Source organism: Streptomyces sp. NPDC030991 (genome assembly GCF_055571235.1).
The window spans coordinates 304,366-326,091 of record NZ_JBVIFR010000004.1; the positions used below are offsets into that span (position 1 = coordinate 304,366).

The following is a 21,726-nucleotide window of genomic DNA, read 5'->3' on the forward strand; positions in this document are numbered from 1 at the left end:
CTGCGGCGGTCAGCTGAGACCGACTCAGATGTCGAGGAAGCGGACGTCCTTGGCATTGCGCTGGATGAACGAGCGGCGTGCCTCGACGTCCTCGCCCATGAGGACGGAGAACAGGTCGTCGGCCTGGGCGGCGTCGTCCAGGGTGACCTGGCCGAGGACGCGGTGCTCCTGGTCCATCGTGGTGATGCGCAGCTCCTCGGCGTTCATCTCACCGAGACCCTTGAATCGCTGGACCGAGTCGTCGCGGATGCGCTTGCCGTTCTGGCGGCCGAGCTCGATCAGGGCGTCGCGCTCGCGGTCCGAGTACGCGTACTCGAAGTCCTCACGGCCCCACTTGATCTTGTAGAGCGGCGGGCGCGACAGGAAGACGTGCCCGGCCTCTACGAGGGGCCGCATGAAGCGGAAGAGGAAGGTCAGCAGCAGGGTGTTGATGTGCTGGCCGTCGACGTCGGCGTCCGCCATCAGAATGATCTTGTGATAGCGGAGCTTCTCGATGTCGAAGTCCTCGTGGACCCCGGTGCCGAAGGCGGAGATCAGTGCCTGGATCTCCTGGTTCTGCAGGATCTTGTCGATCCGCGCCTTCTCGACGTTGAGGATCTTGCCTCGGATCGGGAGGATCGCCTGGTACTGCGGGTTACGGCCGGACTTGGCCGAGCCACCGGCGGAGTCACCCTCGACGATGAAGATCTCGCACTTGATGGGGTCGTTCGACTGGCAGTCGGAGAGCTTGCCCGGCAGGGACGCCGACTCCAGCAGGCCCTTGCGCCGGGTCAGGTCACGCGCCTTACGGGCCGCCACGCGCGCGGTGGCCGCCTGGATGGACTTGCGGATGATGTCCGCGGCCTCGACCGGGTTGCGGTCGAGCCAGTCCGTGAGGTGCTCGTGCACGACCTTCTGGACGAAGGTCTTCGCCTCGGTGTTGCCCAGCTTGGTCTTGGTCTGGCCCTCGAACTGCGGCTCGCCCAGCTTGACCGAGAGGATCGCGGTCAGACCCTCGCGGATGTCGTCACCCGTGAGGTTGTCGTCCTTCTCGCGCAGCAGCTTCTTGTCGCGCGCGTACCGGTTGATGAGACCGGTCAGCGCGGCGCGGAAGCCTTCCTCGTGCGTGCCGCCCTCGTGCGTGTGGATGGTGTTCGCGAAGGAGTAGACGCCCTCGCTGTAACTGGTGTTCCACTGCATCGCGACCTCGACGGAAAGGAGCCTCTCCTTGTCCTCGGCCTCGATGTCGATCACGGTGGGGTGGACGACCTCGCCCTTGCGGGAGTTGAGGTACTTCACGAAGTCGACGATGCCGCCTTCGTAGTGGTACGTCACCGAACGCGCTTCGCCGGTCTCGGGGGCGTCGGCGGTGTCGGCGCCCACGACGGCCTTGGCCGAGTCGCGCTCGTCCGTGAGCTTGATCGTCAGGCCCTTGTTGAGGAAGGCCATCTCCTGGAAGCGCCGCGACAGCGTTTCGAAGGAGTACTCGGTGGTCTCGAAGATGTCGCCGTCGGCCCAGAAGGTGACCGTGGTGCCGGTCTCCTGGGTGGCCTCGTGCTTGGCGAGCGGGGCGGTCGGGACGCCCGCCTTGTACTCCTGCGTCCAGCGGTGGCCCTCGGTCCTGATGTCGACGGAGACCTTGGTGGACAGCGCGTTCACCACGGAGACGCCCACGCCGTGCAGACCACCGGAGACGGCATAGCCGCCGCCGCCGAACTTGCCACCCGCGTGCAGGACCGTCAGCACGACCTCGACGGCCGGCTTGCCCTCGGACGGGATGATGCCCACGGGGATACCGCGGCCGTTGTCGATGACGCGGACGCCACCGTCGGGAAGGATCGTGACGTCGATCGTGTCCGCGTGGCCGGCCAGGGCCTCGTCGACGGAGTTGTCCACAACCTCCTGCACCATGTGGTGCAGGCCACGCTCACCGGTCGAACCGATGTACATGCCGGGTCGCTTGCGGACCGCGTCCAGCCCTTCGAGGACGGTGATCGCACTGGCGTCGTAGGAGCTCTCTGTAGCCCCTACGCGCGCGTGCGCGCCGGCGTCGGTGGACGGAATGTTCTCGTTGGGGTTGCCGGAATCGGCCACGAAGCGCCCTTTCTGGCACAGCACAAGCCAAGCTCCCGGTTGGTGGCCGGTGCGGCTGCGGCGTGTTGGTTCGGTAAGCCCTAGTCAGCGTTGCTCGGTGCGTCCCACAAGTGGGGCGGGATTAGCTCCCAGTCTACCGGTAGCGCTGACAGTGATGGGGGTTTGGCGGTACCTGAGTCCTCATGTGCCGCCCTCAACCGGTCTCGCCCGACTCCCCATATGCGGAGCGGGGCTCCAAGAGGCTCACAGCGGCACTCAGCGCTTCGGGGTGTCAACCCCCAGCGACTGTGGGCGCGCTCTCACCCGTAGGTGTCGCCGTGCCCTGTGCTTCCGGGGGCCCGCAAGGGGCCGTAGCGGCGGGGGCCACCGCCGGGGTTCTTGATGTCGATACGCCGAACCGTGCCGTGTCCGAGGTCCTCGTTGAGGCGCTTGACGAGCTGTACGGCCAGCATGCGGACCTGCGTCGCCCACGCCGTCGAATCGCACTGCACCACCAGGACGCGCTCGTCCTCGTCGTACTTCTGCGGCACACAGTGCCGGGCGAGCTCCTCGCCGACGATCTGCGGCCAGCGGCCCATGACACCGCCGACCGCGGCCGGCGTCTCCCAGCCGCGCTCGGTGATCAGCCGGTTGATGGCGGGGCCGAGTCCCATCGGGTCGCGTCCGTCGGCGCGTGCTCCCGATCGCAGCCCGCCACCGCGTCGGACGTGCTTCTTCTGCTGCGCCGCCGCCCCACGCGCGCGTGCGGCCTCTCTCGCCGCGCGCAGGGCGACGCGTGCGAGGTCGACCCCGGAGGGCTCCGGAACCGCGTTCGGGTCCTGGGGGTCCCCGGAGGCCCCGGGCTTCCCGCCCCCTCCGGTTCCCGCCGCTCCTTCGTCAGGCGCTCTCTCGCTCACAGCCGCTCCACCGTCCCCTCGGAGACGGCGTAGCGCGTACCCGTGAGCACACCCGGTACGTCGTCGTCGACCGCCGCCGTCACCAGGACCTGCTCCCCGGGCGCCACAAGCTCCGCGAGCCGCTCCCTGCGGCGCGCGTCCAGCTCCGCGAAGACATCGTCGAGGACGAGCACCGGCTCGTTCCCCTCGGCCCGCAGAAGGTCGTACGAGGCCAGCCGCAGCGCCAGCGCGAACGACCAGGACTCGCCGTGGCTCGCGTACCCCTTGGCCGGCATCTGGCCGAGCCGGAGGAGCAACTCGTCGCGGTGCGGGCCGACAAGGGTGACCCCGCGTTCGATCTCCTGCTTGCGGGCGCTCTCCAGGGCGGCGAGAAGCTCCTCGTAGAGCGCCTCGCGCGCGTGCCCGACGATTTCCGGTGAGGACGGCTTGTAGTCGAGGGCGATCGGTCCGCCGCCGGGCGCCAGTTGCTCGTACGCCTTGTCGGCCAGCGGCTGCAGTGTCGCGATCAGGTCGAGCCGCTGCGCGAGCAGCTCCGCGCCCACGCGCGCGAGGTGCTGGTCCCACACGTCGAGCGTGGACAGGTCCATGGAACGGCCGCCGTGCCGCCGGGCGAGCGCCGCGGATTTCAGCAGCGTGTTGCGCTGCTTCAGGACGCGGTCGTAGTCGGACCGTACGCCGGCCATGCGCGGGGAGCGGGCGGTGATCAGCTCGTCGAGGAACCGGCGCCGCTCGCCGGGGTCGCCCTTGACCAGGGCGAGATCCTCCGGGGCGAACAGCACGGTTCGCACGATGCCGAGCACGTCCCGCGGCTTGACCTGCGAGGACCTGTTGATGCGGGCGCGGTTGGCCTTCCCGGGGTTCAGTTCGAGCTCGATGAGCTGCTGGCGCTCCCCCTGCCGCACCTGGGCCCGCACGACAGCGCGCTCGGCGCCCATTCTGACGAGCGGGGCGTCCGAGGAGACGCGGTGGCTGCCCAGAGTGGCGAGATAGCCGACGGCCTCCACGAGGTTCGTCTTGCCCTGCCCGTTCGGACCGACGAACGCGGTGACGCCCGGGTCGAGAGGGACCTCGGCCCGGGCGTACGAGCGGAAATCGGCCAGCGACAGATGCGTGACGTGCATGGTCGTGGGCCGACCTCCCCCAGAATTCGCTTACCGCTGTGGATCAGCTGGTGGTTCAGTGATTGAGCTCGTGCGTCGGACGCGGATCGGCTGTGGTTCAGCTCTTCTCGACGGCGTGGCCGCCGAACTGGTTGCGCAGCGCGGCGATCATCTTCATCTGCGGCGAGTCGTCCTGTCGCGAGGCGAAGCGGGCGAAGAGCGACGCGGTGATCGCGGGCAGCGGGACCGCGTTGTCGATCGCGGCCTCCACGGTCCAGCGGCCTTCACCGGAGTCCTGTGCGTAACCGCGCAGCTTGTTCAGGTGCTCGTCCTCGTCGAGGGCGTTGACCGCCAGGTCGAGCAGCCAGGAGCGGATGACCGTGCCCTCCTGCCAGGAGCGGAAGACCTCGCGGACGTCGGTCACCGAGTCCACGGCCTCCAGGAGCTCCCAGCCCTCGGCGTAGGCCTGCATCATCGCGTACTCGATGCCGTTGTGGACCATCTTGGCGAAGTGGCCCGCGCCGACCTTGCCCGCGTGCACCGAACCGAAGTCGCCCTCCGGCTTCAGGGCGTCGAAGACCGGCTGCACCTTCGCCACGTCCTCGGCGGAGCCGCCGTACATCAGCGCGTAGCCGTTCTCCAGGCCCCAGACGCCGCCGGAGACGCCGCAGTCGACGAAGCCGATGCCCTTGGTGCCCAGCTCGGCGGCGTGCTTCTCGTCGTCCGTCCAGCGCGAATTGCCACCGTCGACGACGACGTCACCAGGCTGCAGGTACTCGGCCAGCTCGTCGATCGTGGACTGGGTCGCCGCACCGGCGGGCACCATCACCCACACCACGCGCGGACCCTTGAGCTTGCCCACAAGCTCTTCGAGGCTGTGGACATCCGCGAGGTCCGGATTGCGGTCGTAGCCGATGACGGTGTGGCCTGCGCGGCGGATGCGCTCGCGCATGTTGCCGCCCATCTTGCCGAGGCCGACGAGACCGAGCTCCATCAGTGGTTCCTTACGTTGCGACGGGGCGTGAGGGGTACGTACTGGCACGTGGCCGTGCGTCCGTACCTGCGTCCGAGACTAAACCTGGGTGCACCACCCACGCCTTTCGGGCGAGGGGTCGGCTCACGCACAGCCTGTGGGTCCAGGTCGCCCGGGCGGGCCCGGGCGACCTGGCCGAAACGCTCAGCCCGACAGTCGCACCGGCATGATCAGGTACTTGTACGCGTCGTCCGCCTCGGCGTCCACGGCCGGCTTGCCACTGAGCAGCGCGGGCTTGGTGGACGTCGTGAACGACAGCTGGGCGACCGGGGAGTCGATCGCGCTGAGGCCGTCCAGCAGGAAGGTCGGGTTGAAGGCGATCGAGATGTCGTCGCCCTCCAGGTTGGCGTCGACCCTCTCCACAGCCTGTGCGTCGTCGCTGGAACCGGCCTCCAGGATGAGCACGCCCTGCTCGAAGCTGAGCCGCACCGGGGTGTTGCGCTCGGCCACCAGGGCCACGCGCTTGACGGCCTCCACGAAGGGGGCGGTCTCGATGACGGCCACGGAGTTGAACTCCGTCGGGAACAGCGTCCGGTACTTCGGCAGGTCGCCTTCGAGAAGGCGCGTCGTGGTGCGGCGGCCCGCACCCTCGAAGCCGATGAGGCCCTCGCCCGCACCCGAGCCGGACAGGGCCAGGGTGACCGTGTCGCCGCTCGTGAGCGCCTTGGCGGTGTCCAGGAGCGTCTTGGCGGGCACCAGGGCCACCGCGGACGCCTCCGGGTCCTCCGGCTTCCACAGGAACTCGCGGACCGCGAAGCGGTAGCGGTCGGTGGAGGCCAGCGTCACCCGGTCGCCCTCGATCTCGATGCGCACACCGGTGAGGACGGGCAGCGTGTCGTCCCGGCCGGCGGCGATGGCCACCTGCTGGGCTGCCGAGGCGAAGACCTCACCGGGAACGGTGCCCGTGGCGGTCGGCATCTGCGGCAGCGCCGGGTACTCCTCCACAGGGAGGGTGTGGAGTGTGAACCGCGAGGATCCGCAGACCACCGTCGCTCGTACACCGTCTGTGGAGATCTCCACCGGACGGTTGGGCAGAGCCCGGCAGATGTCGGCGAGAAGGCGGCCCGAGACGAGCACCGTGCCCTCTTCGTCGATCTCCGCGTCCACCGAGACGCGTGCCGAGACCTCGTAGTCGAAGCTCGACAAGCTGAGTGCGCCCTCCTCGGCCTTCAGGAGAAGGCCCGCGAGGACAGGCGCAGGCGGTCGTGCCGGGAGGCTGCGCGCCGCCCAGGCCACTGCCTCCGCGAGTACGTCGCGTTCCACCCGGATCTTCACCGTAAGCCGCCTCCTGCGTATTGCTGGCTGCTCTCGCCCTGCGTTGGTCATCGGTCTCGTCGTCAGACGTGGTGTCGCTCGGCCCACCGATGGGGAGAACACCGGGGACCAGTCTGACGCACCGCACTGACAGTCGGTGCCTGTCGGGGTCAAGTCGTACCGAGCGGCAGACGAGCCGCCGGGAGCGAGTTGTGCACAGCCCCCACTTCGAAACGGATTCCCAGCTCTCTCTAGTTGGGAGTAGTAGTAGGGGCTGTGGAAACCGTGGATAACCGTTGGTTCGCAGGTCAGAGGCGGTTTTTTGTCCACCGTGCCTGTGGGCGGAGCCGGTGGACAACCGGCCTTTTCTGTGGACGGCGAAAAGTTCTGCACACCCGATGCACAGGCAAGGGGTAGTTCTCCCCAGGTCCGTCCCCAGCTTTACCCACCTTCCCCACAGGCCAACCGACCCTCTTGGTGTGACGCCTTTCACTCGCCGAGGTGATGGGGCGCGTCACGTTGCCGAACAGTGGACAGCGGTGTGGAGAAGCTCCTGATCACTGTGCACAACAGCTGACATCCTGTGGGGCGGCGGTGGACAACGGGACGCACAGGCTGTGGAGGAAAAGTCTGTCCACAGCCTGTGGAGATCTTTTTTCCACCAATCCACACCCCTCTGACCTGCCCTGATGGGTTGTCACCAGGCTGGCCTGTGGACACAGTCTGGACAACTTCCTAGTCCCCAGGCTGTGGAGCAAAGAAATCCGGCACATCTGTGGAGAACACCCGTAACGCGGCAAGTAATCGAACACCGCCGCCGTGCGCACGGGTTCGGATCGATGGCCGCGACCCTCCCCGCACATGAAGAAGGGCGCTCCGGGAGTCGATCCCGAAGCGCCCTGAGGTCCGTGACGGGGCTGGTGTCAGCCGTTCTTGATGCGGTTGGTGAGCTCGGTGACCTGGTTGTAGATCGAGCGGCGCTCGGCCATCAGCGCGCGGATCTTGCGGTCGGCGTGCATCACGGTGGTGTGGTCGCGGCCGCCGAACTGGGCGCCGATCTTCGGCAAGGAGAGGTCGGTCAGCTCGCGGCACAGGTACATCGCGATCTGGCGGGCCGTCACCAGGACGCGGCTGCGGGAGGATCCGCAGAGGTCCTCCACCGTCAGACCGAAGTAGTCGGCTGTCGCCGCCATGATGGCCGTCGCCGTGATCTCCGGGGACGCGTTCTCGCCGCCGGGGATCAGGTCCTTGAGGACGATCTCCGTAAGGCCCAGGTCCACGGGCTGCCGATTGAGCGACGCGAACGCCGTGACCCGGATCAACGCCCCTTCCAGCTCACGGATGTTCCGTGAGATGCGGGACGCGATGAACTCGAGCACCTCCGGCGGCGCGTTGAGCTGCTCCTGCACCGCCTTCTTGCGGAGGATCGCGATACGGGTCTCCAGCTCGGGCGGCTGGACGTCCGTGATCAGGCCCCACTCGAAGCGGTTGCGCAGCCGGTCCTCCAGAGTCACCAGCTGCTTGGGCGGCCGGTCGCTGGAGAGCACGATCTGCTTGTTGGCGTTGTGCAGGGTGTTGAAGGTGTGGAAGAACTCCTCCTGCGTCGACTCCTTGTCCGCGAGGAACTGGATGTCGTCGACGAGAAGGATGTCCATCTCGCGGTAGCGCTTGCGGAAGCTGTCGCCCTTGCCGTCGCGGATGGAGTTGATGAACTCGTTGGTGAACTCCTCGGAGCTCACGTACCGCACGCGCGTGCCCGGGTAGAGACTACGGGCGTAGTGCCCGATGGCGTGCAAGAGGTGCGTCTTGCCGAGCCCCGACTCCCCGTAGATGAACAAGGGGTTGTACGCCTTGGCCGGCGCTTCGGCGACAGCGACGGCGGCGGCGTGCGCGAACCGGTTCGAGGCGCCGATGACGAAGGTGTCGAAGAGGTATTTGGGGTTCAGGCGGGCGGTGGGCTCGCCGGGCCCCGTCGCCGGTGCGGGCTGCGCCGCGAGTGGGCCGGGGGCGCCGCTGGGCACCCCGCGCCCACCCGGGCCGCCGGAGGGGCCACTGTCCTGGCTGTGACGGCCGCCCATCGGCAGCTCGCCCGGGTCGCGCCGGTGCTGGCGCTCGCGGGGCGAGTCGTAGGAACCGCGCTCCTCATAAGAAGGCCGCTCGTCATAGGGAGGCCGCTCTTCATAAGCAGGGCGCTCCCCTTGCTTCTGCTCATAGGGGGAGCGCTCCGGCTGCTGGTTGTAGCGGCGCTCGGATTCGTACGACTGCTGGTCGTAGGGCGAGCGGTCCTGCTGCCGGTAGTCGTGCTGCTGCGGGGGCGACGCGTACGGGTCACGCTCCGGGAAACCGAGCCGCTGCTGCTGCCAGCTGTACTCGTCCTGCTGCGGCCGGGGCCAGGCGCCCGGCTCGGGGCGCTGGTAGTCCGGATAGGCGGGACGGGCCGTCGGGAGCTGATCGGCGCGCGAGGACTGCGGCTGCTCGCCGCGGGGGCCCTGGCCGTGCTCGTCGGGGCCGCGCCGGTCGTAGCCGTCGTAGGTGTCGCGTTTCTCGTACGAGTCGCGCGTGTCGCGGGCGTCCCGGTTCTCGTACGCGTCACGGGACTGGCCGGGGGCCGAGGACGGCTCGGATTCCTCGTAGCGGTGCTGCTGGACCGGCGGGGGCGGCGGCGCGGGCGTCTCGCCCACGGTGTCGTCGACCGCGATCGCGATCCGGATGGGGCGCCCGCACTCACGGCTCAGCGTGTCGCCGAGGACCGGGGCGAGCCGGCCCTCGAGTACGCCCTTCGCGAATTCGTTGGGCACCGCGAGGAGAGCGGTGTCGGCGACCAGCGCCAAGGGCTGGCAGCGCCGGATCCAGTGTTCGTCCTTCGTCTCGACGCCCTGCCCGCGCCCTTCCCCGAGGAGTTTCTCCAGAACTTGTGGCCACACTGCGGCAAGATCGGCAGGTACATCAGCCACAGGGCACGCTCTCTCGCTGGTCCCACGAACGTGTGGTTCTGGGACGTGTCGGGAAGAAAATCGGGTGGGGCGGTGAGAAGGGAACGAATCGGAGTTCAGCCACGGTAGTCAGCGCGACCGCTGCGGTTCAAGTTGTTGTCCCCAGCCTGTGGATAGTGTCTCGCCCGTGAACCCGGTTTGACCGGATGGCGCAGCCGCGCGTACCGTAACCAGGTCGAGTTGTCGATGGCTGCTGCCGCCTGCCTCCGATGGGCAAGATCACGCTTCCCTCGCTTTTGAGGGGCGTGGAGCGGTGCACTCGGGCGTATTGCGAGCTACTCGTGGGCGCACGGTGACAGCCAGGCGATCTCCCGCCACCACCCGATTTCTGGAGCCCCCGAGTGAGCAAGCGCACCTTCCAGCCGAACAACCGTCGTCGCGCCAAGACCCACGGTTTCCGCCTTCGCATGCGGACCCGCGCCGGTCGTGCGATTCTCGCCAACCGTCGTGGCAAGGGTCGCGCCAGCCTGTCCGCCTGATCTCGTAATCAGGTCATGACGTGCTGCCTACCGAGCATCGGCTGAGGCGGCGCGAGGACTTCGCGACCGCGGTACGACGAGGACGCCGGGCCGGCCGCCCGCTCCTCGTCGTCCATCTACGCAGCGGTTCAACGGACCCGCACGCGCCTGGGGAGAGCGTTTCCCCGTCGCGTGCGGGTTTCGTCGTGAGCAAAGCCGTGGGTGGAGCCGTCGTACGGAACGCGGTCAAGCGCAGACTCCGCCACCTCATGCGAGACCGAATGGCCTTGTTGCCCCCAGGTAGCCTGGTAGTCGTACGCGCGTTGCCCGCAGCGGGCGACGCCACCCACGCACAGCTGGCCCGAGACCTGGACGCCGCCCTTCAGCGGCTGCTGGGAGGGGGCGCGCGATGAAGTACCCACTGCTCGCTTTGATCAAGATCTATCAGTGGACGATCAGTCCGCTGCTCGGTCCGGTGTGCAAGTACTACCCCTCGTGCTCCCACTACGGCTTCACGGCCATCGACCGGCATGGTGCGATCAAGGGAACAGCCCTCACCGCCTGGCGCATCCTCCGGTGCAACCCCTGGTCGCCCGGCGGTGTCGACCACGTTCCACCACGCAAGCGTCCGCGCTGGCACGAGATGCTCCGCGACGCCTTGCGCGGGGACAAGAAAGCGGCCTCGGTCGTTGAGGGCGACAGCCCCTCTGCCCAGGACAGCCCGTCCGCAGCGACTTCGCCCAATGCCCAAGGAGCCTGATCAGGGACATGATTTCCGATATCGTCAACGCGATTTCCGGTGTCTTCGCGTTTCTCACGACCCCGGTGTCCTGGGTCATCGTCCAGTTCCACAAGGTCTTCGGGGCAGTCTTCGGCCCTGACACCGGCTGGGCCTGGGGTCTGTCGATCGTCTCCCTGGTGGTGCTGATCCGGATCTGTCTGATCCCGCTCTTCGTGAAGCAGATCAAGGCGACCCGGAACATGCAGCTGCTCCAGCCGCAGATGAAGGCGATCCAGGAGCGCTACAAGAACGACAAGCAGCGTCAGTCCGAAGAGATGATGAAGCTGTACAAGGAGACGGGTACCAACCCGCTCTCCTCGTGCCTTCCCATCCTCGTGCAGTCGCCGTTCTTCTTCGCGCTCTACCACACGCTCTCGGGCATCGCCGACAACAAGAAGATCGGCGTCATCGACCAGTCGCTGCTGGACAGCGCGCAGAAGGCGCACATCTTCGGCGCCCCGCTGGCCGCCAAGTTCACGGACAGCGCCGGCGAGCTCGCCAAGATGGGCGCCTCGCTGACCGACGTCCGTGTGGTCACCGCCGTCATGATCATCCTGATGTCGGCGTCACAGTTCTACACGCAGCGCCAGCTGATGACCAAGAACGTCGACCTCACGGTGAAGACGCCGTTCATGCAGCAGCAGAAGATGCTGATGTACGTCTTCCCCCTGATCTTCCTGTTCATGGGTATCAACTTCCCCGTCGGTGTCCTCGTCTACTGGCTGACCACCAACGTGTGGACCATGGGCCAGCAGATGACCGTGATCACCAGGAACCCCACGCCGGGCAGCAAGGCCCAGGAGAAGATGCTCGAGGGGCTCCAGAAGCACGTCGTCACGCACAGCGCCACCCGCACCAAGCGTGAGCGCAACATCGTCAAGGGCATCGTCGCCAAGGGCCGCGACCGCAACGAGTACGAGCGCAAGTTCATCAACGGTCTGAGCAAGGCCGGTCTCGCGGCGCAGGCCGACGGCACCGTGGTGAAGAGCTCGGCCGTCACGGAGGTCCTGGACGAGGACGGCACGCCCGCCGGTACCCCGAAGCGTCAGCAGCCCAAGCGTCAGTCCAAGTCGCGGCGTCAGACGGGTGTCAGCCCCGCCCCGGGTGCCAAGCCCGAACCCTCCTCGCCGGTGAAGACCTCGCTGGAGAAGAAGGCCGAGCTCCAGGACGCTCCTCCTGCGGCCAAGCAGACCGGCGCCAAGCCCGCGGGTTCGAACGGCCGGAGCAAGGCCAAGTCCGGCAAGGGCCAGCAGCGATCCAAGTCCTCGTCCAAGAAGTAACCCTCGACGTAAGAAGGAGTCCATCCCGTGACGGAAGGCACCATCTCCGCTGCTCCTGAGGGTGGCGACACCCTGACCCGCCTCGAGCAGGAGGGTGAGATCGCTGCGGACTACCTCGAGGGCCTGCTGGACATCGCCGATCTCGACGGTGACATCGACATGGACGTCGAGGCCGACCGTGCCGCCGTCTCCATCGTCAGCGACGCCAGTGAGCGTGATCTGCAGAAGCTGGTCGGCCGTGACGGAGAGGTTCTCGAAGCGCTCCAGGAGCTGACCCGTCTCGCCGTGCACCGTGAGACCGGTGACCGTAGCCGCCTGATGCTGGACATCGGCGGGTACCGCGCCAAGAAGCGCACCGAGCTCACCGAGCAGGGCGCCAAGGCCGCGGCCGAGGTGAAGAGCTCCGGTGAGCCGGTCAAGATGGAGCCGATGACGCCGTTCGAGCGCAAGGTCGTGCACGACGCCGTCAAGGCCGCCGGTCTGCGCAGCGAGTCCGAGGGCGAGGAGCCGCAGCGCTTCGTCGTCGTGCTTCCTGCCTGATCGGCACGTCGCTTCCCGGCCCCGTCTGTTCGCAGGCGGGGCCGATCTTTGTCAGCCTGTTAGTCAGCCACCCAGTGCGGTAGTGCGGTACGGAAGGACGGTCCCCGTGACGGAGGCAGCAGAACTCCCCCCGGCCCCGGAGCAGGCGCGGACGGTATTCGGTGAGCGTTTCTCCGATGCCGTCCGGTACGCGGAGCTTCTCGCCGACGCGGGGGTGCAGCGCGGCCTCATCGGCCCTCGTGAGGTGCCGCGTCTGTGGGAGCGGCACATTCTCAACTGTGCTGTGCTCTCCGAGGTGGTCCCGGAAGGCGTCACCGTGTGCGACGTCGGTTCGGGTGCCGGCCTGCCAGGCATCCCGCTGGCCCTGGTCCGCCCGGACCTCAAGATCACGCTCCTTGAGCCGCTCCTGCGGCGTACGACGTTCCTGACCGAGGTGGTCGAGCTGCTCGGGCTCGACCACGTGACGGTGGTACGGGGCCGGGCCGAGGAAGTCCTGGGCAAGCTGACGCCTGTCCACGTCGTCACGGCGCGAGCTGTGGCCCCGCTGGATCGGCTCGCCGCCTGGGGTGTGCCACTTCTCCGGCCGTACGGCGAGATGCTGGCCCTCAAGGGCGACACGGCCGAGGAGGAGCTCAAGGGTGCGGGCACGGCGCTGAGCAAGCTCGGTGCCGTGGGCACATCGGTGCTGCACGTCGGTGAGGGTCTCGTCGATCCGCTCTCCACGGTGGTGCGTGTGGAGGTGGGCGAGAGCCCGGGTGGTGTGCGTTTCGCCGCCAAGCGCGCCAAGGCGGCCCGCACGAGCCGTACTCGCCGCAGGCGCTGATCACAGGGCCGTCGCGGGAACGCGTCCTGTCTACCGCTGGTCCGTCCCTGACGAACAGCGGTACTCCACAAAAGCTGCCAAACGTGCGCATGTCGGGGTGTCGCGCACGGGTGGGCGGGGCCGCCGTGCATCGTGTTTCACGTGAAACGTCGCTCACTGCTGCATGGGATCATCAGTCGCGGCCGCACAGCGGCCGCTCCCCGCGACCGTAGACCTCTCGGATCCCTCGATTCGGGCACCGAGTTGTCCACAGAAGGGGATTCATCCACAGAAGACCGGGCCTCGCTGGTTCTCGACCCCGACGGCATGGGAGGCTCTGTTCATTGCGAGCCTGAAGTCGAGGAGAGTGAATCCTTGCGGTCCGACGCCAACATCGCGGGACCGATGACCGATCCGGTCCCCGGTCCCCGCACCGAATCGGCGGGGGAGGATGTTTCACGTGAAACACCGCCCCCGATGGACGACACACCCATCGGTCGCGCTGCCCAACTGGCAGTAGAAGCTCTCGGTCGCGCAGGCGAAGGCCTGCCCCGTCCGGAGCGGACCCGCGTCATGGTGGTGGCCAACCAGAAGGGCGGGGTCGGTAAGACCACGACGACGGTCAACCTTGCGGCCTCGCTCGCGCTGCACGGCGCACGCGTCCTGGTGGTCGACCTGGATCCACAGGGCAACGCCTCCACGGCTCTGGGCATCGACCACCACGCTGACGTGCCGTCCATCTACGACGTGTTGGTCGAGAGCAGACCGCTCTCGGAAGTGGTCCAGCCGGTCGCCGATGTCGAGGGCCTTTTCTGCGCTCCCGCCACGATCGACCTCGCCGGGGCGGAGATCGAACTGGTCTCCCTGGTGGCACGTGAGAGCCGACTGCAGCGAGCCATCCAGGCGTACGAGCAGCCGCTGGACTACATCCTCATCGACTGTCCCCCCTCGCTCGGGCTCCTGACGGTCAACGCGTTGGTCGCCGGGGCCGAGGTACTCATCCCGATCCAGTGCGAGTACTACGCGCTGGAGGGGCTCGGACAGCTCCTGCGTAACGTGGAACTCGTGCGCGGGCATCTCAACCCCACCCTGCACGTCTCGACGATCCTGCTCACGATGTACGACGGACGTACGCGGCTGGCCTCCCAGGTCGCCGAGGAGGTCCGGAGCCACTTCGGTAAAGAGGTCCTGCGCACGAGCATCCCCCGCTCGGTCCGCATCTCGGAGGCACCGAGCTACGGGCAGACGGTGCTGACCTACGATCCAGGGTCGAGCGGTGCGCTCTCCTACTTCGAAGCGGCGCGGGAGATGGCGCTGCGCGGGGTCGGGATCCACTACGACGCCCAGCAAGCCCACGCGGGCACCCCACTTGACCAGCACAGCACGCCGGAGGGTATTCAGTGAGTGATCGACGGAGGGGACTGGGCCGTGGGCTCGGCGCGCTGATCCCGGCTGCCCCCACGCCGGAGAAGACGGCATCGGCGGGCCAGGCAGGAGGAGCCCCGGCTTCCCAGGTGGCGGTGCCGGTGTTGACAGCGGAGCGTGGAGTGGCGGCGGCCAAGGTGGCCTCACTGCCACAGGCCCAGGTTTCCCGTGAGAACGCGGAGCCGACCAGCCACGCGGCGGACAGCTCCGAGAGCCCGGCGAGTGCGTACTTCGCCGAGCTGCCGCTGGACGCCATCACGCCGAACCCCCGGCAGCCGCGCGACGTGTTCGACGAGGACGCCCTCGCCGAGCTCATCACTTCCATCAAGGAAGTCGGCCTGCTGCAGCCGGTCGTCGTACGGCAGGTAGGGCCCGGGCGCTACGAACTCATCATGGGTGAGCGCCGCTGGAGGGCCTGCCGCGAGGCGGGACTCGAGCGGATCCCGGCCATCGTGCGGGCCACGGATGACGAGAAGCTTCTGCTCGACGCCCTCCTGGAGAACCTGCACCGTGCGCAGCTGAACCCGCTGGAAGAGGCTGCCGCCTACGATCAGCTGCTCAAGGACTTCAACTGCACGCATGACCAGCTGGCGGACCGTATCGGCCGCTCCCGACCGCAGGTGTCCAACACGCTGCGGCTGCTGAAGCTCTCGCCGGCCGTACAGCGCCGGGTCGCGGCAGGCGTCCTGTCCGCCGGCCACGCCCGAGCGCTGCTCTCCGTCGACGACTCGGAGGAGCAGGACCGACTCGCCCACCGCATCGTGGCCGAAGGGCTGTCGGTGCGGGCCGTCGAGGAGATCGTGACCCTCATGGGATCGCGGCCCACGAGCACGGCGCGGGCGAAGGGCCCGAGGGCCGGCGGACGGGTGTCCCCGGCCCTGAACGTCCTCGCCACGAGGCTCTCGGACCGGTTCGAGACGCGGGTGAAGGTCGACCTGGGCCAGAAGAAGGGCAAGATCGTCGTCGAGTTCGCGTCGATGGACGATCTGGAGCGCATCCTCGGTACGCTCGCCCCGGGCGAAGGTCCGGTCCTTCAGAACGGCCTTTCCGAGGGCAGCGAGGGCGACGAACAGGGCTGACCACCCAGGTGCGAGTAGAGAGCGGGCCGTGTCCGGTGTGTACCGGAACACGGCCCGCTCTTTGCTTTCTTACGGTATCGATGGAATCGCATCGTGGTTACGATGCGACCGGGAAGAGCGCATTCACCTGACAGCACATGACAGGGGAGGCGGGGTCATGCGAGCGGTGAGTCGCACCGGACTGATGACCGCAGGTCTCGGGCTGGGCGTCGTCGGTGGATTCGTCGGCAGCCTGCTCAGGGAGCGGGACGCTCTGACAGCCGCCCGCACCGCAGCGGGCGAAGGAAGCGAGGATCTGCCTACATGGGGCGTCGGCTCGTACCGCTCACGCTGGACAACCTTCCGGACCTTCCCCAGCGTTGCCGGTCGTGTGTCTTCTGGGAGCTGGACCCGGTCAGCGGTCAGGCCGCGGTAAGAGCGGGCACACCGGAGCTCGAGAAGGAAGCGTGGATCTCCGGGGTCCTGTTGGAGTGGGGCTCCTGTGGCCGCGTCGTCTACGTGGACGACGTCCCGGTCGGCTTCGTGCTCTATGCCCCGCCCGCTTACGTCCCTCGCTCCACGGCGTTTCCCACCAGTCCGTTGTCCCCCGACGCCGTTCAGCTGATGACAGCCTGGATCATGCCGGGCTACCAAGGCCAAGGACTTGGCCGAGTCATAGTGCAGACCGTCGCCAAGGATCTGTTGCGCCGGGGCTTCAAGGCGATCGAGGCATTCGGTGATGCTCAGTGGAAAGAGCCGGCCTGCCTGCTTCCCGCCGATCACCTGTTGGCCGTCGGCTTCAAGACGGTCCGGCCCCACCGCTCGTATCCGCGGCTGCGCCTGGATCTGCGGACGGCCCTCTCGTGGAAAGAGGACGTCGAGATGGCCCTGGACCGGTTGCTGGGGGCAGTGCAGAAGGAACCTGCCTTACGCCCGTTGTAGAAGGGCCTCACTGGACGACGAAGGGCCAACCCGGTTGGGTTGGCCCTTCGTGTTTCACGTGAAACAGCGTCGCCGAACTACTCGGCGATGAAGTCTTCGAGGTCGCGCACAATGGCGGCCTTCGGCTTGGCACCGACGATGGTCTTGGCGACCTCGCCACCCTGGTAGACGTTCAGGGTGGGGATCGACATGACGCCGTACTTGGCGGCGATGGCCGGGTTCTCGTCGATGTTGAGCTTGACAACCTCGATCTTGTCGCCGTACTCGGAGGCGATGGCCTCGAGCGACGGCGCGATCTGACGGCACGGACCGCACCAGGCGGCCCAGAAGTCGACCAGGACGGGCTTGTCGCTCTTCAGGACATCCTCGTCGAAGGAGGCTTCCGTCACGTTCTTCAGGTTGCCGGCCACAGCGGGCTCCTTATTTCCTATGGGGGTTGCTGAGGGGAAGTTCGAGATCAGACGCTGGCGGTCGGCGTCTTCTCCGGCTCGGGGGACTCGCCGTCGGTGAGCGCGGCAAGGAAACGCTCGGCGTCGAGGGCGGCGGAGCAACCGGTGCCGGCCGCCGTGATCGCCTGACGGTAAGTGTGGTCCACGACGTCACCAGCGCCGAAGACGCCGGTCACGTTGGTACGCGTCGACGGAGCCTGCACCTTCAGGTAGCCCTCGTCGTCCAGGTCGAGCTGCCCCTTGAAGAGCTCCGTCCGCGGGTCGTGACCGATCGCGATGAACAGGCCCGTCACCGGCAGCTCGGACAGCTCGCCCGTCTTGAGGTTGCGCAGCGTCAGACCGGCGAGCTTCGGGTCACCCTTGATCTCGGCGATCTCGCTGTCCCAGACGAACTTGATCTTCGGGTCGGCGAAGGCGCGCTCCTGCATCGCCTTGGAGGCGCGCAGGGTGTCGCGGCGGTGCACGATCGTCACGGACTTTGCGAAGCGCGAGAGGAAGGTGGCCTCCTCCATTGCGGTGTCGCCGCCACCGATCACGGCGATGTCCTGGTCCTTGAAGAAGAACCCGTCGCAGGTCGCGCACCAGGAGACGCCGCGGCCGGAAAGGGCGTCCTCGTTGGGCAGGCCGAGCTTGCGGTGCTGGGAGCCGGTGGTGACGATGACGGTCTTCGCGCGGTGCACGGTACCCGCGGTGTCCGTCACGGTCTTGATGTCGCCGGTCAGGTCGACGGCCACCACGTCGTCGGGCACGAGCTCGGCGCCGAAGCGCTCGGCCTGGCCGCGCATGTTGTCCATGAGCTCGGGGCCCATGATGCCGTCCTGGAAGCCGGGGAAGTTCTCCACCTCGGTCGTGTTCATCAGCGCGCCGCCGGCGGTGACTGCGCCCTCGAACACAAGCGGCTTCAGCGACGCGCGCGCGGTGTAGAGCGCCGCCGTGTAGCCGGCGGGCCCGGAGCCGATGATGATCACGTTTCGGACGTCGCTCACGGCTTGTTTCCTCGTCTCTGCGGGACTGCTGCGTACTGCCGGGGGAGTCTCTTCTCAGGACTCTCACCCCACCCAACGGATCCTACGGGGCGCGCATTCCCGACGTGTCCGGGTGCACGTCGGGGATGCGTTCGGGTGCCCCTCAGCCGCGGTCGTAGTCGTGGGTGTACAGCAGCTTGCCCGCGGAGGTGGCCTGCTTCATACAGGCGGAATCCACGATGAAGGCGGTGACGCGGTGAGCCGGATCCGTCTTGTGGGGCAGCACGACGAGGTAGACGTTCTTTCCTTCGTACGTGCCCTTCTCCGCCGCGAGCGGATCCTCATTGCGATGTGTTCCGAGCTGGATGCAGGCCGGAACCGTGACGGCCCGCTTCGGCAGGGGGATCGACTGCGGCGACTTCGGTCCGCTGTCCTGCGTGCCGAAAGACGGCACGTCCGCGGAAGGGGGTGCGGCCGTCTCCCCCTCGGTGCCGAGCATCGCGGAGACCTTCGCGTCCAGCGATCCTTCGGCGAAGGTGTCCGCGGTGTGGCTCTCTCCGGCAGTCGGCGTTCCACCCCCGTTCTGCAGGAGCAGTGCCCCTACGCCGAGCGCGGCCGCTGTGAGCACCGCCCCGAGTGCGGCGCTCGTGCGCCGACGCGTGGTGCGCGGCTTGCGCCCTGGTCCGGCGGCGGCGCGAGGGTGACCCGAAGGCCGGTCCCGGTCCGCAGGACGAACGGTGAGGGGAGAGGCGGTCGCTGTTTCACGTGAAACAGGCTCACGTGTTTCACGTGAAACTCCTGCCGTCTCTGCTGCGGAGGAGGGTGTGAGGGCGGGCGCCGTCTTTTGCTCGGCGTCTACCGGCGCGAGGCTGTCCAGGAGCGCTTCGGCGGCCAGCGCCGCGTCGATACGACCGGCGATGTCCTCGGGCATGCGCGGTGGTCCCGGCAGAGTGCCGAGCATGCCGCGGATCTCCTCCAGCGAGGCGTAGACATCGGCGCACAGGGCGCAGCTGTCGAGGTGTCGTCGGACGTCGGTTGTCCGGGACGTGGGCAGCAGCCCTTCGGCCAGGTCGGAGATCTCGGTGACGTCCGGGTGCTCTGCCGTGTCGGTCGTGGATGTCACGCTCGCCCACCTCCGCCCTTCACCGCAGCCGAATCATTTGGTCCTGCCCCGTCCCGAGGCCCCGCTGCGGGTGGGACGGATGCCCTTCGCTCACGGTTCCTTGCGGGAGGTGGCTTCTCGCCATTCTCCTGGTCACCGGGTTCCGTGCGGAGATGTGTCAGGAGTGGCAGGAGCCTGGCTCTGCCGCGGGCGCAGCGACTTTTGACGGTGCCGGTGGGGATGTCGAGGATCTGGGCGGCCTCCGCCACGGGATACCCCTGCATGTCGACGAGGACGAGGGCGGCCTGCTGATCCGTCGGCAGCGACCCCAGGGCTTCCAGGAGCTCTCGGTGGAGGTCATTGCGCTCCGCGGGGGCCGCCGCGGACTCGTGCGGCTCCATGAGCTGGTCGAGGCGCTCGGCGTCGTCCACGGGCGAGGTCTTCCGGGAGGCGGTCTTCCGGGCCCGGTCCAGGCACGCGTTGACGGTGATGCGGTGCAGCCACGTCGTCACAGCGGACTGGCCGCGGAAGGTGTGTGCGGCGCGATAGGCGGAGACGAGGGCGTCCTGCACAGCGTCGGCGGCCTCCTCACGGTCGCCCAGCGTCCGCAGGGCCACGGCCCACAACCGGTCGCGGTGGCGACGGACTATCTCCCCGAAGGCGTCCTTGTCCCCCGCGACATGACGGGTGAGGAGGTCCTGATCGCTCGCGTCGCCGTAGGCGTCGTCCACGGTCGAACCCCCTCCCCCTGCGAGCCCGGAGTCGTCAGCCGGTGAACTTCACGTCCGTGATGCCCTGCTTGTAACCGGCGTTGCTGTACCCATCCTTGCCCGCGTGGGGCAGGGCAGTCAGCCAGACGAGCACATAGCGTGTATTGACCGGTTTCTGGGCCTTGACGCCGGCCGACTGGGCCGTGGTCCGGGTCTTGGACCCGATCTGCTTGAGGCCGTCCACCGAGGTCGGCGAGAGCGAGTCCGCCGCGTACAGCGAGACCGTGGTGTGGTCTCCGCCGTAACGGAGCCCTATCGAGGCCGCCGACACGTCCTTGGCCGAACCGAGGTCGTAGACGATGCCGACCCCGGGCTTTATGACCATCTCGGGGCCGTCGAGGAACGACTTGGTGCGCCAGAAGGTGGAGCTGTCACCGTCGTACGTCTGCGCGACGTTCTCCGGCGCCTGAGCACCGCCCTGGGCGACGAACTCCTTGGCGTCCGCGATGGTGATCGGCTTCACGGGCTTCTTGTCGTCCTTGCCGCCGTCGCCGTCCGTGGTGTGCGTGGTCTCGGAGTCCCCGCCGGAGCTGCCCCGGTCCATGAGGGCGTCCGCGAGCTGCCAGCTGCCGAGGCCCAGTGCGGCGATCAGCAGCGCGGAGACGGCCCACTTGAGGACTTTCCCGGTACGGCTCTGCAACGGAGGCGGCGGGGTCGGCACGGGCTGCGTGACGCTGGGAGCGGCAGGGCGTCCGTACGTCCCCTGCTGGTACGTGGTCCGCTGGTACTCCGGTGGTGCGGTGAACGCGGGCTCGGGCGGACGGATCTTCGGCATGTCGCCGATGGCCTTCACCAGATCCTCCGGCGTGGTGCACGGAGGTTCCTGGCGGGAGGCGGTCGCCCCGTCGTTCGCGAGCGCGCGCATGGCGAGCTCCGCGAGGCCGCGGTGGACGCCGGCCCGCACCTGGTCGGGGGCGATGAGCCCGACGCCCTTGGGCAGCCCGGACAGCCCGTACGCGTCGTTCTCGTAGGGCCAGCGCTGGGTCAGGGCGGCGTACAGGAGCGCGCCGATCGCCTCGGTGTCGGTGCGCTGCGGCGTCTCGGAGGTGATGCCGCGCAGCGCGGAGTTCACGGCGAGGCCGCGGATGCGCCACTGCCCGGTGGAGGTGCGCAGCACGGCGCTGGGGGTGAGCCGCAGGTGGGCCAGGCCCTCGCGGTGTGCGGCAGCCATCGCGTAGGAGACCTGGCTGACCATCTGGTACGCGTCGTGGGCCTCGAGAGAGCCCACCGCGAGCAGGGCGGTCAGTTCCGTCGCGTCGGGCAGCCACTCGTGCACGACGTAGACGAGATCGTTCTCCTCGACCGCGTCCAGGACCTGTACGAACCGCGGGTCGCCGAGCAGCGCCGACGAGCGGGCCGCGGCCAGCACCGAGCGCGCCCGCGGGTGGTCGGCAGGCAGGAGATGCACGCCGACGGCGCGACGCAGTTTCTCGTCGACCGCACGCCAGCTGCTGAAACCGTCCAGACGAGTGACGCATTCTTCGAGTCGGTAGCGTCTGGCGAGCTTGTGACCGCTGTGCAGCTCGGGCGGCGCGGTCGTGGGGGGAGCAACGTGTGTCCCCGTCTCCGCGGTGTCCGCGCGCTCCTTACGTGCCGTGATCTGTCGCTCCCCGATCTCGGCCACTCCGTCGGCCGTGGCCTGATCCGCCTTGTCCGCCTTGGCGGTCAGCGGTTCGTCACCGCCGTTGTCGGCCACATCGACGGCAGCCGTGCTCCGTTCCGCCACCGTCGTTCCTGCCTCCCCATTCGTTGCACTCACTCCGACGCCAATGCCAATTGTGCCCACAGTCCGGCGCTATCCACGA

At 68.0% G+C, this 21,726-nt stretch carries 20 protein-coding genes; 9 read left to right on the top strand and 11 right to left on the bottom strand.

Going from position 1 to position 21,726, the window contains the following annotated elements:
• Nucleotides 1-24: 24 nt before the first annotated feature.
• The 6 genes from gyrB to dnaA all read right to left on the bottom strand — a co-directional run bounded on the left by gyrB (nucleotide 25) and on the right by dnaA (nucleotide 9,310).
• The gene (gyrB, locus tag ACZ45E_RS10080; RefSeq protein WP_468218783.1) at nucleotides 25-2,097 is read right to left on the bottom strand and encodes a DNA topoisomerase (ATP-hydrolyzing) subunit B; all 2,073 of its coding nucleotides are present in this window, start codon (nucleotides 2,095-2,097) and stop codon (nucleotides 25-27) included.
• A gap of 275 nt (nucleotides 2,098-2,372) precedes the next feature.
• Nucleotides 2,373-2,969, bottom strand: a complete 597-nt coding sequence (locus tag ACZ45E_RS10085) for a DciA family protein (protein WP_468218785.1) — start codon at nucleotides 2,967-2,969, stop codon at nucleotides 2,373-2,375.
• Nucleotides 2,966-4,090: a DNA replication/repair protein RecF gene (gene recF / locus ACZ45E_RS10090; RefSeq protein WP_468218787.1), complete on the bottom strand. Its 1,125-nt coding sequence runs from the start codon at nucleotides 4,088-4,090 to the stop codon at nucleotides 2,966-2,968. The genes ACZ45E_RS10085 and recF overlap by 4 nt, the downstream gene beginning before the upstream one ends.
• A gap of 97 nt (nucleotides 4,091-4,187) precedes the next feature.
• The gene (gene gnd, locus ACZ45E_RS10095; protein WP_468218789.1) at nucleotides 4,188-5,063 is read right to left on the bottom strand and encodes a phosphogluconate dehydrogenase (NAD(+)-dependent, decarboxylating); all 876 of its coding nucleotides are present in this window, start codon (nucleotides 5,061-5,063) and stop codon (nucleotides 4,188-4,190) included.
• Nucleotides 5,064-5,246: 183 nt separating this feature from the next.
• Nucleotides 5,247-6,377 carry a DNA polymerase III subunit beta gene (gene dnaN, locus ACZ45E_RS10100; protein WP_468218791.1) on the bottom strand — a complete coding sequence of 377 codons (1,131 nt, stop codon included), beginning with the start codon at nucleotides 6,375-6,377 and terminating at the stop codon, nucleotides 5,247-5,249.
• Nucleotides 6,378-7,279: 902 nt separating this feature from the next.
• Nucleotides 7,280-9,310: a chromosomal replication initiator protein DnaA gene (gene dnaA, locus ACZ45E_RS10105; protein WP_468218793.1), complete on the bottom strand. Its 2,031-nt coding sequence runs from the start codon at nucleotides 9,308-9,310 to the stop codon at nucleotides 7,280-7,282.
• 380 nt (nucleotides 9,311-9,690) lie between these two features.
• Here dnaA and rpmH point away from each other — a divergent pair, with 380 nt between their 5' ends.
• The 9 genes from rpmH to ACZ45E_RS10150 all read left to right on the top strand — a co-directional run bounded on the left by rpmH (nucleotide 9,691) and on the right by ACZ45E_RS10150 (nucleotide 16,635).
• Complete coding sequence (rpmH, locus tag ACZ45E_RS10110; RefSeq protein ID WP_006381191.1) at nucleotides 9,691-9,828, top strand: 50S ribosomal protein L34; 138 nt, start codon at nucleotides 9,691-9,693, stop codon at nucleotides 9,826-9,828.
• A 20-nt stretch (nucleotides 9,829-9,848) separates the two neighbouring features.
• Nucleotides 9,849-10,220: a ribonuclease P protein component gene (gene rnpA / locus ACZ45E_RS10115; RefSeq protein WP_468218796.1), complete on the top strand. Its 372-nt coding sequence runs from the start codon at nucleotides 9,849-9,851 to the stop codon at nucleotides 10,218-10,220.
• Complete coding sequence (gene yidD / locus ACZ45E_RS10120; RefSeq protein ID WP_468218798.1) at nucleotides 10,217-10,567, top strand: membrane protein insertion efficiency factor YidD; 351 nt, start codon at nucleotides 10,217-10,219, stop codon at nucleotides 10,565-10,567. Before rnpA ends, yidD begins: the two co-directional genes overlap by 4 nt.
• An 8-nt stretch (nucleotides 10,568-10,575) precedes the next feature.
• Nucleotides 10,576-11,868, top strand: coding sequence for a membrane protein insertase YidC (gene yidC, locus ACZ45E_RS10125; RefSeq protein ID WP_468218800.1), 1,293 nt, complete (start codon nucleotides 10,576-10,578; stop codon nucleotides 11,866-11,868).
• A gap of 27 nt (nucleotides 11,869-11,895) precedes the next feature.
• Nucleotides 11,896-12,408, top strand: coding sequence for a Jag family protein (locus ACZ45E_RS10130; protein WP_468218802.1), 513 nt, complete (start codon nucleotides 11,896-11,898; stop codon nucleotides 12,406-12,408).
• 106 nt (nucleotides 12,409-12,514) lie between these two features.
• Entirely contained in the window at nucleotides 12,515-13,231 is a 717-nt protein-coding gene (gene rsmG, locus ACZ45E_RS10135) for a 16S rRNA (guanine(527)-N(7))-methyltransferase RsmG (protein ID WP_468218805.1), read from the top strand.
• Between the two features lie 306 nt (nucleotides 13,232-13,537).
• Nucleotides 13,538-14,614 carry a ParA family protein gene (locus ACZ45E_RS10140; protein ID WP_468219204.1) on the top strand — a complete coding sequence of 359 codons (1,077 nt, stop codon included), beginning with the start codon at nucleotides 13,538-13,540 and terminating at the stop codon, nucleotides 14,612-14,614.
• A complete protein-coding gene (locus ACZ45E_RS10145) occupies nucleotides 14,611-15,714 on the top strand; it encodes a ParB/RepB/Spo0J family partition protein (protein WP_468218807.1) in 1,104 nt (367 codons plus the stop codon). Before ACZ45E_RS10140 ends, ACZ45E_RS10145 begins: the two co-directional genes overlap by 4 nt.
• 303 nt (nucleotides 15,715-16,017) lie before the next feature.
• The gene (locus ACZ45E_RS10150; protein ID WP_468218809.1) at nucleotides 16,018-16,635 is read left to right on the top strand and encodes a GNAT family N-acetyltransferase; all 618 of its coding nucleotides are present in this window, start codon (nucleotides 16,018-16,020) and stop codon (nucleotides 16,633-16,635) included.
• A 77-nt stretch (nucleotides 16,636-16,712) separates the two neighbouring features.
• Here the strand turns inward: ACZ45E_RS10150 and trxA are convergent, their stop codons facing one another.
• From trxA to ACZ45E_RS10175, 5 genes are all read right to left on the bottom strand, one after another.
• A complete protein-coding gene (gene trxA, locus ACZ45E_RS10155) occupies nucleotides 16,713-17,045 on the bottom strand; it encodes a thioredoxin (RefSeq protein ID WP_468218812.1) in 333 nt (110 codons plus the stop codon).
• 47 nt (nucleotides 17,046-17,092) lie between these two features.
• Nucleotides 17,093-18,070, bottom strand: coding sequence for a thioredoxin-disulfide reductase (trxB, locus tag ACZ45E_RS10160; RefSeq protein ID WP_468218814.1), 978 nt, complete (start codon nucleotides 18,068-18,070; stop codon nucleotides 17,093-17,095).
• A gap of 142 nt (nucleotides 18,071-18,212) precedes the next feature.
• The gene (locus tag ACZ45E_RS10165; RefSeq protein WP_468218816.1) at nucleotides 18,213-19,172 is read right to left on the bottom strand and encodes an anti-sigma factor; all 960 of its coding nucleotides are present in this window, start codon (nucleotides 19,170-19,172) and stop codon (nucleotides 18,213-18,215) included.
• Entirely contained in the window at nucleotides 19,169-19,882 is a 714-nt protein-coding gene (sigM, locus tag ACZ45E_RS10170) for an RNA polymerase sigma factor SigM (protein WP_468218818.1), read from the bottom strand. Before sigM ends, ACZ45E_RS10165 begins: the two co-directional genes overlap by 4 nt.
• Before the next feature lie 34 nt (nucleotides 19,883-19,916).
• A complete protein-coding gene (locus tag ACZ45E_RS10175; protein WP_468218820.1) occupies nucleotides 19,917-21,647 on the bottom strand; it encodes a protein kinase family protein in 1,731 nt (576 codons plus the stop codon).
• Nucleotides 21,648-21,726: the final 79 nt, after the last annotated feature.